The following is a 13,797-nucleotide window of genomic DNA, read 5'->3' as shown; positions in this document are numbered from 1 at the left end:
ATGGACTTAAATGAATATGTAGGGTTGTTCCTCGATGAGTCGATGGAGCATTTACAAGCAATCAATACAAGCTTATTAGTTTTTGAGGAGCGGCGAGACGACGAGGCGGTCATCGATCAAATTTTCCGTTCTGCCCATACGTTAAAAGGAATGGCAGGAACGATGGGATACGACGCAATCGCTGATTTAACGCACGAGATGGAGAGTGCCCTTGATTTAGTCAGATCGAAAAAACAACCTGCTACTGCTGAACTGATCGATGTTCTCTTCGTAGCCGCCGAGCAACTAGAGACGATGGTAGAAGACATCAGTCGAGGTGGGAAAGGAAAGCTTGACGTCACTGAAACAGTGAGACGTTTACAGCAGTTCATTCGTCCCGAGCAAGAAGAAATCGTTCCAGTTACACCTATAGTTGCTTCACAAACCTTTGAGTGCGACGTTTACTCGGAGGCAGTCGTCAAACAATCGATTGCATCCGGTTATCAAGCGTATATCGTCCACGTCGAACTCTCGGCGGACGTCATCTTAAAAGCGGCACGCGTTTATATGGTGTTTGATCGTTTACAACAACTCGGAGATGTCATCTTATCGAACCCGACATCTGATGAACTGGAGCAGGAGCATTTTGAGACGACGTTCTCAGTATTGTTCGTGACGCAACAAGATCAGGTGACGATTCAAGAAGCGATTGCTTCTGTATCCGAAGTTGCGACAGTAACGATCGACACATTCGAGACAACACCTGAAGCGGAGGTGGCGACGTCCACACTGCCGCAGGAAGTTCCTGTGCCGACATCTGTCTCTGCATCAGTAGCTTCACCGGAATCATCCGACCAAATAGACATATCTGCGCCTGTCGCTTCGAAAACGATTCGTGTTAACCTCGAGCGAATCGATCGTTTGATGAACCTGTTCGAAGAGTTCATCATCGATCGCGGACGTTTGGAGCGTATTGCAGCAGAAGTCAGCTCACCTGAATTGACAGATACGGTCGAACGGATCAAACGAGGTACGAATGAATTGCAATCGCTCGTCCTAACGTTACGGATGATGCCGATCGAACAAGTGTTCAACCGATTCCCACGAATGGTGCGTTCCGTTTCGAAAGATGTCGGAAAACATATCAAATTACACATTACGGGTGCCGAGACGGAACTTGACCGTACAGTTATCGATGAGATCGGTGATCCACTCGTCCACTTGATCCGAAATGCCATTGATCATGGGATTGAGAACAAGGCAGAACGTATTTTAGCAAATAAGCCGGTCGAAGGAAATCTTTCGCTACGTGCTTATCACTCAGGAAACCGGGTCTTCATCGAGATTGAAGATGATGGAGCCGGTATCAATCACGAACGTGTCACACGGATCGCGATTGAAAAAGGATTGATCACGGAAGAAGAAGCAATGCAATTAACGATGGAAGAGGCTTCGATGCTGTTATTTGCACCTGGTTTCTCAACGGCAGAAGAAGTCACCGACTTGTCTGGTCGTGGTGTTGGTCTCGATGTCGTCAAATCGAAGATCGAGTCTCTGGGCGGAGAAGTGTTCGTCGAGACACGTCGAGGAGAAGGAACGATTTTCCGAATCAGTTTACCACTGACGCTATCGATCATCTCAGCCATGCTCGTAGAACTCGGACAAGAGACGTATGCGATTCCATTGACTGCCATCATCGAAACAACCTCTTTACGTAAATCAGCCATTCTACAAGCACACCGGGAAAAAGTATTTGATTTCCGTGGGCAGTTGGTTCCGCTTATTTCGTTAAATGAGGTTTATGGGTTGCCGCAACATGAGGCAGAAGCCTATTCGGTCGTCGTCGTCCGGAGTGGTGAAAAATTAGCTGGTTTGATTGTATCTGAATTGATTGGTCAACAAGAGATCGTCATGAAACCACTTGGCAGTTATCTTGAAGGAATCCGTGCCATTTCTGGTGCGACGATTCTTGGAGACGGGCAAGTCGCGTTGATCATTGACAGCAATGCACTATTACGGAAGTGAGGGGAACGAAGATGGAACAAAAATGGGTTGTTTTTCAATTAGAAGATAATGCATACGGTATTGATGTACAGTCTGTTCGTTCAATCGAACGGCTCATCCCGATCACGCGGATTCCGAACGCTGCATCTTATGTCAAAGGAGTCATCAATTTACGCGGTGTCGTTACGCCCGTGATTGATTTGCGTGCTCGTCTTGGATTCGAGTTAGCGAAAGAGACAGAAGAGACACGCATCATCATCGCCACTTTAGAGCATGGAGATGCTGGATTCATCGTCGACCGGGCAAACGAAGTCGTCGAATCAACGGATGTTCGCATTGAACCGCTCAGTGAACAAAAGCAGGAGGATGCCTCATATTTGACTGCAGTCGCCAAAGGCGATCAGCAATTGTTCTCGTTGATTGAACCGAATCGCTTATTTGAGGACATCGTTCATGCTTAACCCAAACGAACGTGACATCTTAAGAGAAGTCGGCAACATTGGAGCCGGTCACGCGGCAACGGCACTTTCTACTTTACTCGGACAGCCGATTGAGATCGAAGTCCCTTCCGCTGAGCTGGAGGATTTCACGACGATCGTCGAGCGAAGTGGAGGAGCTGAGACGTATACTGCTGGTGCATTATTACGTTTTTCTGGAGACATTCAAGCCACGTTACTCTTTTTGATGCCACTACGCGATGCAGAAAAACTTGTGAGTCAATTGATGCAGACGGAATTCCACTTTTTTTCCGAGTCCCACGAAATGGGGGTTTCCGCATGGGAAGAAATTGGGAATATTTTAATAGGAGCGTATGCTCGGGCTATCTCCGATTGGCTTAACTTATCGTTACATGTCAGTGTTCCTGCATCGGCGTTTGATATGGTAGGTGCGTTACTTGAAGTAGCCTTACTTGAATCAACGACTCCTGGAAATATGGCTGTCTATATTGACACGCACTTGTCTAGTGCAGGAAACGATTTGACCGGACATTTACTTTTGTTGCCTGAAGCTAACGCCTTTCAGACGGTCTTTGAACGATTGGGTGTGGACATGAATGGATGAAATCGTACGGATTGGCATTGCGGAGTACGCCATCAGTAAGCACCCCGTCATTTTACGAACGGCAGGTCTTGGATCGTGTGTAGGCGTTGTCATCTACGACCTGGAACAAGGGTTATCGAGTATGGCGCATGTCATGTTACCTGATTCAGCTATCAGTCGGAATCGGGAGCTTGAAGTCGGGAAGTTTGCCGATACGGCAATTCTAGAAGTAGCCCGCCAACTTCGAGCAAGTGGTGCCATCCGATTACGTGCGAAGATTGCTGGTGGGGCTCAGATGTTTCAATTTAAATATGAACATGAATCAATGCGGATCGGTGAGCGAAACATCGCTGCGGTCAAAGCAATGCTTCAACAAGTCAAAATTCCACTCGTTGCTGAAGATGTTGGCGGCACGAATGGACGAACGATCGAGTTCCACTCACAATCAGGGCGTCTCGTCATCCGGACGGTGAATGTCGGGACGCTGGAAATCTAGAGGAGGAATGGTCATGCGTGAGGAATTACAACAACTTTGGGATCGATGGCTGACCACACGCGATATTGCGGTGGCAGACCTGTTACTTCACAATTATGAACCACTTGTTCAATACCACGTTCAGCGTTTAAGTGCGACATTGCCTAAAAGTGTCGATCGAGACGAGTTGAAAAGTTTAGGGATGATGGGATTGTACGATGCGCTTCAAAAATTCGATCAAAATCATAATAATAAATTCGACACGTATGCCGCCTTTCGGATTCGAGGAGCTATTTTAGATGGGCTTCGTAAAATCGATTGGTTACCACGTTCCTTACGCGAAAAAGCAAAGCGGGTCGAGGCAGCTGTCGAGATCCTAGAACAATCCTTGCAACGGACGCCGACGATAGAAGAAGTCTCTTCTATCGTCAATATGACACCAGACGAGGTCAAGGGTGCGTTAGCAGAAAGTTATTTCGCGAATGTATTATCGATCGATGAAGCAGTCACGTTACAAGATGAGGGAAAAGCGATGACCGTCTCCTATCTTGATCCGGATACCGCTACACCAGAAGATATGTTGTTAATGCGTGAGTTGATTGCTAAACTGGCAGAGGAAGTCGAAGGGTTATCAGAAAAAGAACAACTTGTCGTTTCTTTGTTCTACTATGAGGAATTGACGCTTACTGAAATTGGTGAAGTTCTCGGACTCTCGACTTCCCGTATTTCGCAAATCCATTCCAAAGCGCTTCGTAAGTTGAAAAATGCGCTCGGAAGTGCCTATTTAGCAGATCGTGTCGCCATGTGAAAGGGAGAATTATGACTGTCGTTTATATCTTATTAGCTGCACTCGTCTGTTATGCCCTGCTAGTTTTATTTCGTCAGCAGGCGGCGCTCAAAGACCGGATCACACATTTAGAACGCGAAAAAAACGAGACGGAACAAGTGTTATTACATTTCATGGAGCACGTCAACGCCATGACGGATACATCTATATATGAGACAACCGAACCCGTTGATCAAGTACCGGATGCGTCTTTACAAATAGTGCAGGTTGCTACAAATGAGAAGCCAGAAACCGTCGAAGTCGAACGGTCCGTTTCAAAGGAACCATCGTTAACGGATATCAAGCAGGCGCTACGAGAAGGAGCAGATCTTGAGACGCTTGCACGATCTTTGAATCGGGGGACCGGCGAGGTGGCTTTGATTGCTAAACTTTCTCATCAAACGAAGGTTGCCCCTCGGTAATCTTTATGCTATATTAGTCTACGGTGTTAATTACGCACGCATGTATCGCCAGCTGCGGTGCCTTTAATAGGTTAGCTGGACAGACGATCATCGCGGAGGACATCCAAAACCCAAAAGGAGGAATTCATCATGGCAGTAATCTCGATGAAACAATTGTTAGAAGCTGGTGTACACTTTGGTCACCAAACACGCCGTTGGAACCCAAAAATGGCAAAATACATCTTCACAGAACGGAACGGAATCTACATCATCGACCTTCAAAAAACGGTCAAAAAAGTAGACGAAGCATATAACTTCATCCGTGAAGTAGCGTCTGAAGGCGGAAACGTTCTTTTCGTTGGTACGAAAAAACAAGCTCAAGACACTGTGAAAGAAGAAGCGATCCGTGCAGGTCAATACTTCATCAACGAACGTTGGTTAGGTGGAACTCTCACGAACTTCTCTACAATCAAAAAACGTATCAACCGTTTGAAACAACTCGAAAAAATGGAAGAGAACGGTACATTCGAAGTTCTTCCTAAAAAAGAAGTCATCATTCTTAAAAAAGAAATGACTCGTCTTGAGAAATTCCTCGGCGGTATCAAAGATATGCCAGGCGTTCCGGATGCACTCTTCATCGTTGACCCACGCAAAGAGCGTATCGCGATTGCAGAAGCACACAAACTCAACATCCCAATCGTTGCGATTGTTGATACTAACTGTGATCCAGACGAAATCGACTACGTCATCCCAGCGAACGACGATGCGATCCGTGCAGTCAAATTGCTCACTGGTAAAATGGCTGACGCAATCCTCGAAGTTAAACAAGGCGAAGATAACGTAGCACCTGAAACTACTGAAGAAGTAGTAGCAGACGCTGAGTAATTCGTGATGCCAGGTGATAAAGGGAATCGACCTTTTATCACCTTTTTTTTGAAACTAAGGATGTTATAAGGAGGAATATCGAATGGCTATTACAGCAGCAATGGTTAAAGAACTTCGTGAAAAAACAGGTGCAGGTATGCTCGACTGCAAAAAAGCACTCGTTGAAACTGACGGTGATATGAATGCAGCAGTAGATTTCTTGCGTGAAAAAGGAATCGCTAAAGCAGCAGCAAAAGGCGATCGTATCGCAGCTGAAGGATTGACTGCAGTTGCAGTTGATGGCAACAAAGCGGCACTCGTCGAAATCAACTCAGAAACAGACTTCGTTGCAAAAAACGAACGTTTCCAAACGCTCGTTCAAAACATCGCAAACGCTGTTCTCCGTAACGGTTCAGAAACAGCTGAAGCGGCTCTTGCTTCTGAATATGAAGCAGGTAAAACAATCGACACATACATCTCAGAAGAAGCTTCAACAATCGGAGAGAAAATCTCACTCCGTCGTGTAGCGCTCTTCACAAAAGCAGATGATGCAGTCTTCGGTTCTTACCTCCACATGGGTGGACGCATCGGTTCAGTTGTCGTCATCGAAGGTACGACAGACGAAACAGTTGCAAAAGACGTTGCAATGCACATCGCAGCAGCACGTCCACTTTACGTTGACCGTACTTCTGTCACAGAAGAAGAAAAAGCACGTGAAGAAAAAGTCCTCACTGAGCAAGCATTGAACGAAGGAAAACCAGCTAACATCGTTGAAAAAATGATCGTTGGTCGTATGAACAAGTTCTTCGAGGAAATCTGCCTTGTCGATCAAACGTTCGTCAAAGATCCAGACTTCAAAGTTGGTAAATATGTAGAGTCTAAAGGCGGTAAAGTCGTGTCATTCGTACGCTTCGAAGTTGGAGAAGGTATGGAAAAACGCGAAGAGAACTTCGCTGAAGAAGTTATGAACCAACTTAAAAAATAAGAATCGGGATCATCCTGATGACAAGAGAAGGAACACGTATGCTTCAATCCACTTTCGTGTGGAAGTGGTTCGTGTTCCTTTTTTACGGAATTTAGCAAGGGGGACATAGTCATGCAACCGAAATATAACCGGATTGTGTTAAAATTGAGCGGAGAAGCGCTCGCAGGAGATCAAGGGTTTGGAATCAATCCTGTCATCGTCAAATCTATCTCGGAACAGATTCGCGAATTAGTTGAACTGAACGTTGAAGTAGCGGTCGTCGTCGGAGCTGGAAACATTTGGCGTGGCAAAACAGGTGCAGAACTTGGGATGGACCGGGCCAACGCCGATTATATGGGGATGTTAGCGACAGTCATGAACTCGCTTGCGCTTCAAGACAGCTTGGAAGATGTAGGTGTCGAGACACGCGTCCAAACATCTATCGAGATGCGCCAAGTAGCAGAACCGTACATCCGCCGCCGTGCGATGCGTCACCTTGAAAAAGGACGCGTCGTCATCTTTGCAGCAGGTACAGGGAACCCGTACTTCTCGACAGATACGACAGCTGCTCTTCGTGCAGCTGAAATCGAAGCAGAGGTCATCTTAATGGCGAAAAACAACGTCGATGGTGTGTACTCAGCTGACCCGAATGTTGATCCAGAAGCGAAGAAATTCGAGACGCTCTCTTACTTGGACGTCTTAAAAGATGGACTTCAAGTTATGGATTCTACAGCAACTTCACTTTGTATGGACAATGACATCCCGCTCATCGTCTTCTCGTTGATGGAAGAAGGTAACATCAAACGTGTCGTCATCGGTGACGAAATCGGGACAATCGTAAGGGGGAAATAATATGTCAAAAGAAATCTTAAAACAAGCCGAAGAACGGATGGAGAAAGCACATCTTTCACTTAAGAAAGAACTTGCGACGCTCCGCGCAGGTCGTGCAAACGTTGCGATTTTGGATCCCGTTCAAGTCGAATACTACGGTTCACCGACACCGCTCAATCAAGTAGCGAACGTCAACACACCAGAAGCACGTCTGATCTTGATCACTCCTTGGGATAAATCAATGGTCAGCGAAATCGAAAAAGCGATTCAACGTGCTGATCTTGGTCTTGCGCCGTCGTCTGATGGTACGGTCATCCGTCTTGCGATTCCACCATTAACGGAAGAGCGCCGGAAGGAACTCGTCAAACTCGTCAAGAAGTATACGGAAGAAGGTAAAGTTGCCCTCCGTAATATTCGTCGTGATACGAACGAGCAGTTAAAGAAACAAGAAAAAGATGGTGCATTGACAGAAGATGATCTGCGTGGATACACAGAAGATGTTCAGACGTTGACAGACAAGTTCGTTAAACAACTTGATCAGACGGCAACGGAAAAAGAACAAGAAATCATGGAAGTATGACGCGACGGATCGTCATGGGGGGGACTCTTTGTCACACGAAGAGTCCCTTTCTTCATAATTGAGAGAGGAGGAAGTGCGGATGTTTCAATGGTTGAATCAGACGAAAGAAACCGAGACCTATGATCGGGTACCAGAGCATGTCGCTATCATCATGGACGGAAACGGTAGATGGGCACAAAAACGCGGACTTCCGCGTATCATGGGACATCGCGAAGGTATGAAATCGATTCGTGAAGTCGTTCGGGTTGCAAATGAACTCGGCATTAAGAGTCTGACATTATATGCTTTCTCGACGGAGAATTGGACGCGTCCGGAAGAAGAAGTGAGTTTTCTCATGAAGCTGCCGGCGCAATTCTTAGAGTCGGATTTAAAAGAGTTAGACGCGCAAAATGTTAAAGTCGAGGTAGCAGGAGAAGTATCACGCCTCCCTCATTTCACACGTGAGGCAGTGGAACAAGCGAAACTGGATACGCAACATAATACAGGACTTCGTCTGATTTTCGCTCTGAATTATGGAGGACGCGATGAACTCGTTCAAGTCATGCAAAAACTGGGCGAACAGGTTCAGGCAGGAACACTGTCACCGGATGCGATTACACCGGAGACGATTGAACGCGAGTTGATGACAGGATCCGTAACCGACGTCGATTTCGTCATTCGAACGAGTGGGGAACAACGGTTATCGAACTTTTTACTTTGGCAAGCGGCATATGCGGAGTTTTATTTCACAGACGTCTTGTGGCCAGAATTTCGCCGAAATGCTTTCTTAGCAGCAATTGAAGATTACAATCAACGGACACGCCGATTCGGTGGCGTCTGATTAAATGAGGAACTAGCTTATGAAAACTCGAATCATCACAGGGATATGGGCTGGTGCTATCTTTTTGGCACTTCTGTATCTCGGCGGACTTCCCTTTTTAGCATTTATGGCAATCTTAACGCTTCTCGGATATACCGAGCTCGTTCGGATGCGACAATGGAGCGGCTCACGCGTTCCTCGGATTCTGTTTGGTATTGGGACGTTATTGCCTTTCGTTGGTATTTATGAAGAAGCAGTCGATCAGACGCTTCCGATCGGACTTTCGCCAATCGCTTGGGCAATGATCATTTTATTGATCGGTCTCTTCTGGAACGTATTCTCAAAAAATGTCTTTACGTTCGATGATGTTGCGTTTTTACTGCTGACGGCCGTGTATGTCGGTGTCGGTTTTGCATCATTCGCCTATATCCGCTTACTCGAACACGGATTAACGTGGTCACTGTTGATTATCCTCTTGATCTGGTTCACGGATTCAGGCGCTTACTTCGTCGGGAAACGATTCGGTAAGAATAAACTGTGGCCGTCGATCAGTCCCAACAAAACGATCGAAGGGGCAGTCGGTGGCGTACTGCTTGCCATCTTACTCGGTGTCGTATTTGAAGGTATCGAACCGACAGTCGGTTTTGGGAAAGTCATTGTCCTTGCCATCATCGTTGCCGTCGTTGGGCAACTTGGTGACTTGGTCCAGTCTGCTTACAAACGCCATTATGGTGTGAAAGATTCTGGAACGTTACTACCGGGTCATGGTGGTATTCTAGATCGGTTCGACAGCATGATGATCGTCTTTACGGTCCTCGTCGTACTTGATATCTTTGCTTGAGGAGGCACTTCATTATGAAGAAAATCAGTATCATCGGTGGTACAGGATCGATTGGTACGCAGACGCTCGATGTCATTGCGGCTAATCCAGACCTTTTTGAATTGACGAGTTTTGCATTTGGTCGAAACACGACGGTCGCCATACCGTGGTTGAACCGTCTGCAACCGATGCTTGTCGGCGTCCAAGATGAGACGACACGTCAAGAACTCGAGCAACACTTGACTTATCAGCCAACGATCGTTGTCGGTGAAGAAAAATTGCTTGATGTCGTGACGCATCCCGAAGTCGATACGGTCATTACAGCGGTCGTAGGAGCTGTTGGCTTACGTCCAACGCTTGCTGCAATCGAGGCGGGTAAGACGATTGGTCTTGCGAATAAGGAGACACTCGTCACGGCAGGTCATCTTGTCATGAAGTTGGCACGTGAGAAAAACGTGACGATCTTACCAGTTGACAGTGAACATGCGGCGATTTTCCAATGCTTAAACGGGGAAAGTCGTGAAGATGTGCGTCAAATCATCTTGACGGCTTCAGGTGGTAGCTTCCGCGACCAAACGCGGGATGAGTTAGCGAATGTTACGGTCGAACAAGCACTAGCGCATCCAAACTGGTCGATGGGAGCAAAAATCACGATTGATTCTGCGACAATGATGAACAAAGGGTTCGAAGTCATTGAAGCACATTGGTTATTTGATGTCGATTATGCAGATATCGATGTCGTCATTCACCGTGAATCCATCATCCACTCGATGGTCGAATTCAACGATGGTGCGGTCATGGCACAACTTGGTATGCCTGACATGCGAGAACCGATTCAGTACGCTCTTACATATCCGTCCCGCCTTGAAATTCAAGGGGGAGAACGGTTAAACTTAAAGGAAATCGGACGCCTACACTTTGCTGATGCTTCATTTGAGCGTTATCCGTTGTTGCGACTTGCTTTTGAAGCAGGTCAAGCCGGCGGATCGATGCCATCAGTACTCAATGCTGCGAACGAACAAGCGGTGGATCGCTTCTTAAAAGGAGACATTCGCTTTTTAGAAATCGAAGCGAGCGTTGAGGCGGCGCTTCAAGCTCATGAACTTATCGAGGAGCCTTCCTTGGATCAAATCCTTGAGGCTGATCGATGGGCGCGTGAGTTCGTATCGTCTCTTACATTCGCTAACTAAGGATGGGATAAGTAATGACGACCTTTATTTCAATCGTGCTGATGTTCGGTGTACTCGTCGCCGTCCATGAATGGGGTCATCTCGTGATGGCGAAACGGGCAGGTATTCTCTGTCGGGAATTCGCGATTGGATTTGGACCGAAGATCTTTTCAGTGTTTAAGAATGAGACGTTGTATACGGTACGTCTGTTGCCAATCGGCGGTTACGTCAAGATGGCGGGTGAAGAACCGGAACTCGTTGAGATCAAATCAGGTCAAACCGTCGGATTACAGTTAAAGGACGGCGTCATCGAGACGATTTATTTCGATGCGGATCAGCCACAAGTCGACCAAGTCGTTACTGTCGAACGGATTGACTTATTGCGTCAACTCGAACTCGTTGGATTACAAGACGAGACATCGGTTCGCTACCCCGTTTCACCGACAGCATTTCTCGTTGAAGGTCAGACACGGACACAAATTGCACCGTACGATCGTACATTCGGTTCGAAATCCGTGTGGAAGCGCGTCCTTGCGATCGCTGCAGGACCGTTCATGAACTTTGTCCTCGCGTTCGTTATCCTGTTCGGTCTTGCCTTATATAATGGCTCTCCAACGGGGGACAGCGTCATCGGAACAGTTCAAAAGGGTTCTCCGGCCGATCAAGCTGGACTTGTTGAAGGTGACCGGATTGTCTCGGTCAACGGTCAGGATACAGCCAAATGGACTGATTTACGTGCTGGATTCCAAGATCGTGCCGGTAAAGCGACAGAAGTGAAATACGAACGTGATGGGAAAGAAACGACAACACAAATCACGCCAAAAGTACAACAGCAAGGAGAACAGAAGGTCGGCATCATCGGCGTCACGAATGAGACAGAAAAATCATTCGGGACAGCACTCCAAACCGGAGTTTCAGAAACATGGCGGATGTCGACGCTCATTGTCGGAGCTGTTGGAGATCTCGTGACGGGTGTCGTCGGCGTCGATCAATTATCAGGACCAGTCGGGATCGTCAAAATGACCGATCAGGTCGCAGATAGTGGGTTCTCGATGCTATTGACATGGACAGCATTGTTGTCCGTCAACTTAGCAGTCTTCAACTTATTGCCACTTCCAGCACTTGACGGAGGACGATTGTTGTTCCTCTTCCTTGAAGCCTTACGCGGTAAACCAGTTGATCCTCAAAAAGAAGGATTGGTTCACTTCGTCGGTTTCGCGCTTTTGATGCTACTCATGCTCGTCGTCACTTGGAACGACATTCAAAAATTCTTTTAATTAATCACTCAGTCAAAGGAGTTCGTGACTCATTATGAAACAATCAAAACTATTCATGCCAACGTTGCGTGAAGTACCATCTGATGCAGAAGCCATCAGTCACCAACTCTTGCTTCGTGCAGGATTCATGCGTCAAAATGCCGCTGGGATCTATTCGTATCTACCCCTCGCAAAACGAGTACTCGCAAACATCGAGACGATCATCCGCGAGGAATTAGAAGCGGCGGGTGCGCAAGAATTACTGATGCCAGCGATTCAACCAGCTGAACTATGGGAAGAAACAGGACGCTGGGATATCTATGGACCTGAATTAATGCGCTTGACGGATCGTCATGATCGCCGGTTCGCGCTCGGAGCGACACACGAGGAACTGATCACTTCGATCGTTCGTGATGAATTGAACTCGTACAAAAAGTTACCGGTCAATCTCTTCCAGATTCAAATGAAGTACCGTGACGAACGTCGTCCACGTTTCGGTTTATTACGTGGTCGTGAGTTCATCATGAAGGACGCTTATTCGTTCCATTCTTCACAAGAGAGCTTAGACGAAGAGTATCAAAACATGTTTGATACGTATTCGCGGATTTTCACACGTGTCGGTCTTGAGTTCCGTCCAGTCGTCGCTGACTCAGGTGCGATAGGTGGTAGTGGAACACATGAGTTCCATGCGTTAGCAGCAATCGGTGAAGATACGATCGTCTATTCGGATCAGTCGGACTATGCGGCAAACTTAGAGATGGCAGAGTCGATCGACGCCTATCCGAAGCAAGACAAAGCACCAGAAGCACTTGAAGAAGTGCATACGGCAGATGCGAAGACGATCGAAGCGGTCAGCGCACATTTGAATTTACCAGCAAACGAATCAATCAAGACCGTCATCTTCAAGACGGAGCAAGGGCTTGTCATGGCACTCGTCCGGGGCGATCACGAAGTCAACGATATCAAGTTGAAAAACTATCTCGGTGCACTCGACATCACGATGGCGAGCGACGAAGAGATTGAAGCAGCGCTTCACTCAACGCCTGGAACACTTGGACCAATCGGGGCAGATATGAAGGTCGTCGCGGACTACGCGATTCGTGCCTTGACGAACGCTGTCTGTGGTGCAAATAAAGCGGAAACGCATTATATCCATGTCGACCCAAGCCGTGATTTCGAAGCAGAATATACAGACTTGCGCTTCGCAGAAGAAGGTGACGCGTCACCAGACGGTAACGGTCAAGTCAAGTTCGCTCGCGGGATTGAAGTCGGTCAAGTCTTCAAACTCGGAACACGTTACTCAGAAGGAATGGGAGCGACGTTCCTCGACGAGGGCGGTAAAGCACAACCTCTCATCATGGGTTGTTACGGCATTGGTGTCTCGCGGACATTGTCGGCAGTCGTTGAACAACATTATGATGAGCGTGGAATCATTTGGCCAAAAGCAATCGCGCCATACGATGTTCATTTAATCGTCGTCAACGGTAAAAATGCAGAACAACTCGAACTCGGAGAGACACTATACCGTGAGTTGACGGCTGCAGGATTCAGCGTCTTGCTTGACGACCGGAAAGAACGAGCAGGTGTCAAGTTCGCCGATGCTGATTTGATCGGTCTACCGGTTCGCTTGAACGTCGGGAAAAAAGCGACAGAAGGAATCGTCGAATTAAAAGCCCGTCGTGGTGGCGATGCAGAAGAAGTTGGACAGGAACAAGTCGTTGAGGCTGTTCGTTCACTCTATGAAGGTTTAGAATAAAGAATGGAGACGGTCACTTTTCATAAAGTGAC

15 protein-coding genes are annotated in these 13,797 nt (G+C 47.2%); all 15 read left to right on the top strand.

Features of this window, described 5'->3' with window-relative positions:
- Positions 1 to 2,004: a chemotaxis protein CheA gene (locus Q7C19_RS06555; protein WP_290774862.1), complete on the top strand. Its 2,004-nt coding sequence runs from the start codon at positions 1 to 3 to the stop codon at positions 2,002 to 2,004.
- An 11-nt stretch (positions 2,005 to 2,015) separates the two neighbouring features.
- Positions 2,016 to 2,444 carry a chemotaxis protein CheW gene (locus Q7C19_RS06550; RefSeq protein WP_035407036.1) on the top strand — a complete coding sequence of 143 codons (429 nt, stop codon included), beginning with the start codon at positions 2,016 to 2,018 and terminating at the stop codon, positions 2,442 to 2,444.
- Positions 2,437 to 3,045 carry a chemotaxis protein CheC gene (locus Q7C19_RS06545; protein WP_035407039.1) on the top strand — a complete coding sequence of 203 codons (609 nt, stop codon included), beginning with the start codon at positions 2,437 to 2,439 and terminating at the stop codon, positions 3,043 to 3,045. The genes Q7C19_RS06550 and Q7C19_RS06545 overlap by 8 nt, the downstream gene beginning before the upstream one ends.
- Positions 3,038 to 3,520, top strand: coding sequence for a chemotaxis protein CheD (locus Q7C19_RS06540; RefSeq protein WP_035407042.1), 483 nt, complete (start codon positions 3,038 to 3,040; stop codon positions 3,518 to 3,520). Before Q7C19_RS06545 ends, Q7C19_RS06540 begins: the two co-directional genes overlap by 8 nt.
- Positions 3,521 to 3,533: 13 nt before the next feature.
- The gene (locus Q7C19_RS06535; protein ID WP_035407044.1) at positions 3,534 to 4,307 is read left to right on the top strand and encodes a FliA/WhiG family RNA polymerase sigma factor; all 774 of its coding nucleotides are present in this window, start codon (positions 3,534 to 3,536) and stop codon (positions 4,305 to 4,307) included.
- An 11-nt stretch (positions 4,308 to 4,318) separates the two neighbouring features.
- Complete coding sequence (locus Q7C19_RS06530) at positions 4,319 to 4,747, top strand: hypothetical protein (protein WP_035407047.1); 429 nt, start codon at positions 4,319 to 4,321, stop codon at positions 4,745 to 4,747.
- 129 nt (positions 4,748 to 4,876) lie between these two features.
- Entirely contained in the window at positions 4,877 to 5,611 is a 735-nt protein-coding gene (rpsB, locus tag Q7C19_RS06525; protein ID WP_012370721.1) for a 30S ribosomal protein S2, read from the top strand.
- 82 nt (positions 5,612 to 5,693) lie between these two features.
- Positions 5,694 to 6,575: a translation elongation factor Ts gene (gene tsf, locus Q7C19_RS06520; protein ID WP_056062207.1), complete on the top strand. Its 882-nt coding sequence runs from the start codon at positions 5,694 to 5,696 to the stop codon at positions 6,573 to 6,575.
- A 111-nt stretch (positions 6,576 to 6,686) separates the two neighbouring features.
- Positions 6,687 to 7,406: a UMP kinase gene (pyrH, locus tag Q7C19_RS06515; RefSeq protein ID WP_029342047.1), complete on the top strand. Its 720-nt coding sequence runs from the start codon at positions 6,687 to 6,689 to the stop codon at positions 7,404 to 7,406.
- A 1-nt stretch (position 7,407) separates the two neighbouring features.
- Positions 7,408 to 7,965, top strand: coding sequence for a ribosome recycling factor (gene frr, locus Q7C19_RS06510; RefSeq protein ID WP_023468691.1), 558 nt, complete (start codon positions 7,408 to 7,410; stop codon positions 7,963 to 7,965).
- A gap of 79 nt (positions 7,966 to 8,044) precedes the next feature.
- Positions 8,045 to 8,785, top strand: a complete 741-nt coding sequence (locus Q7C19_RS06505; protein WP_290785146.1) for an undecaprenyl pyrophosphate synthase — start codon at positions 8,045 to 8,047, stop codon at positions 8,783 to 8,785.
- Positions 8,786 to 8,804: 19 nt separating this feature from the next.
- The gene (locus Q7C19_RS06500; RefSeq protein WP_035407053.1) at positions 8,805 to 9,605 is read left to right on the top strand and encodes a phosphatidate cytidylyltransferase; all 801 of its coding nucleotides are present in this window, start codon (positions 8,805 to 8,807) and stop codon (positions 9,603 to 9,605) included.
- 14 nt (positions 9,606 to 9,619) lie between these two features.
- Positions 9,620 to 10,774, top strand: a complete 1,155-nt coding sequence (locus Q7C19_RS06495; protein ID WP_290785144.1) for a 1-deoxy-D-xylulose-5-phosphate reductoisomerase — start codon at positions 9,620 to 9,622, stop codon at positions 10,772 to 10,774.
- Between the two features lie 14 nt (positions 10,775 to 10,788).
- Positions 10,789 to 12,030, top strand: coding sequence for an RIP metalloprotease RseP (gene rseP, locus Q7C19_RS06490; RefSeq protein WP_056062204.1), 1,242 nt, complete (start codon positions 10,789 to 10,791; stop codon positions 12,028 to 12,030).
- Between the two features lie 34 nt (positions 12,031 to 12,064).
- The gene (locus Q7C19_RS06485) at positions 12,065 to 13,765 is read left to right on the top strand and encodes a proline--tRNA ligase (protein ID WP_035407061.1); all 1,701 of its coding nucleotides are present in this window, start codon (positions 12,065 to 12,067) and stop codon (positions 13,763 to 13,765) included.
- Positions 13,766 to 13,797: the final 32 nt, after the last annotated feature.

The organism is Exiguobacterium sp. PHA03, assembly GCF_041945985.1.
Lineage (GTDB): Bacteria > Bacillota > Bacilli > Exiguobacteriales > Exiguobacteriaceae > Exiguobacterium_A.
The sequence above is the reverse complement of the archived record's forward strand: the minus strand, read 5'-3'. Positions and strand labels throughout refer to the sequence as shown.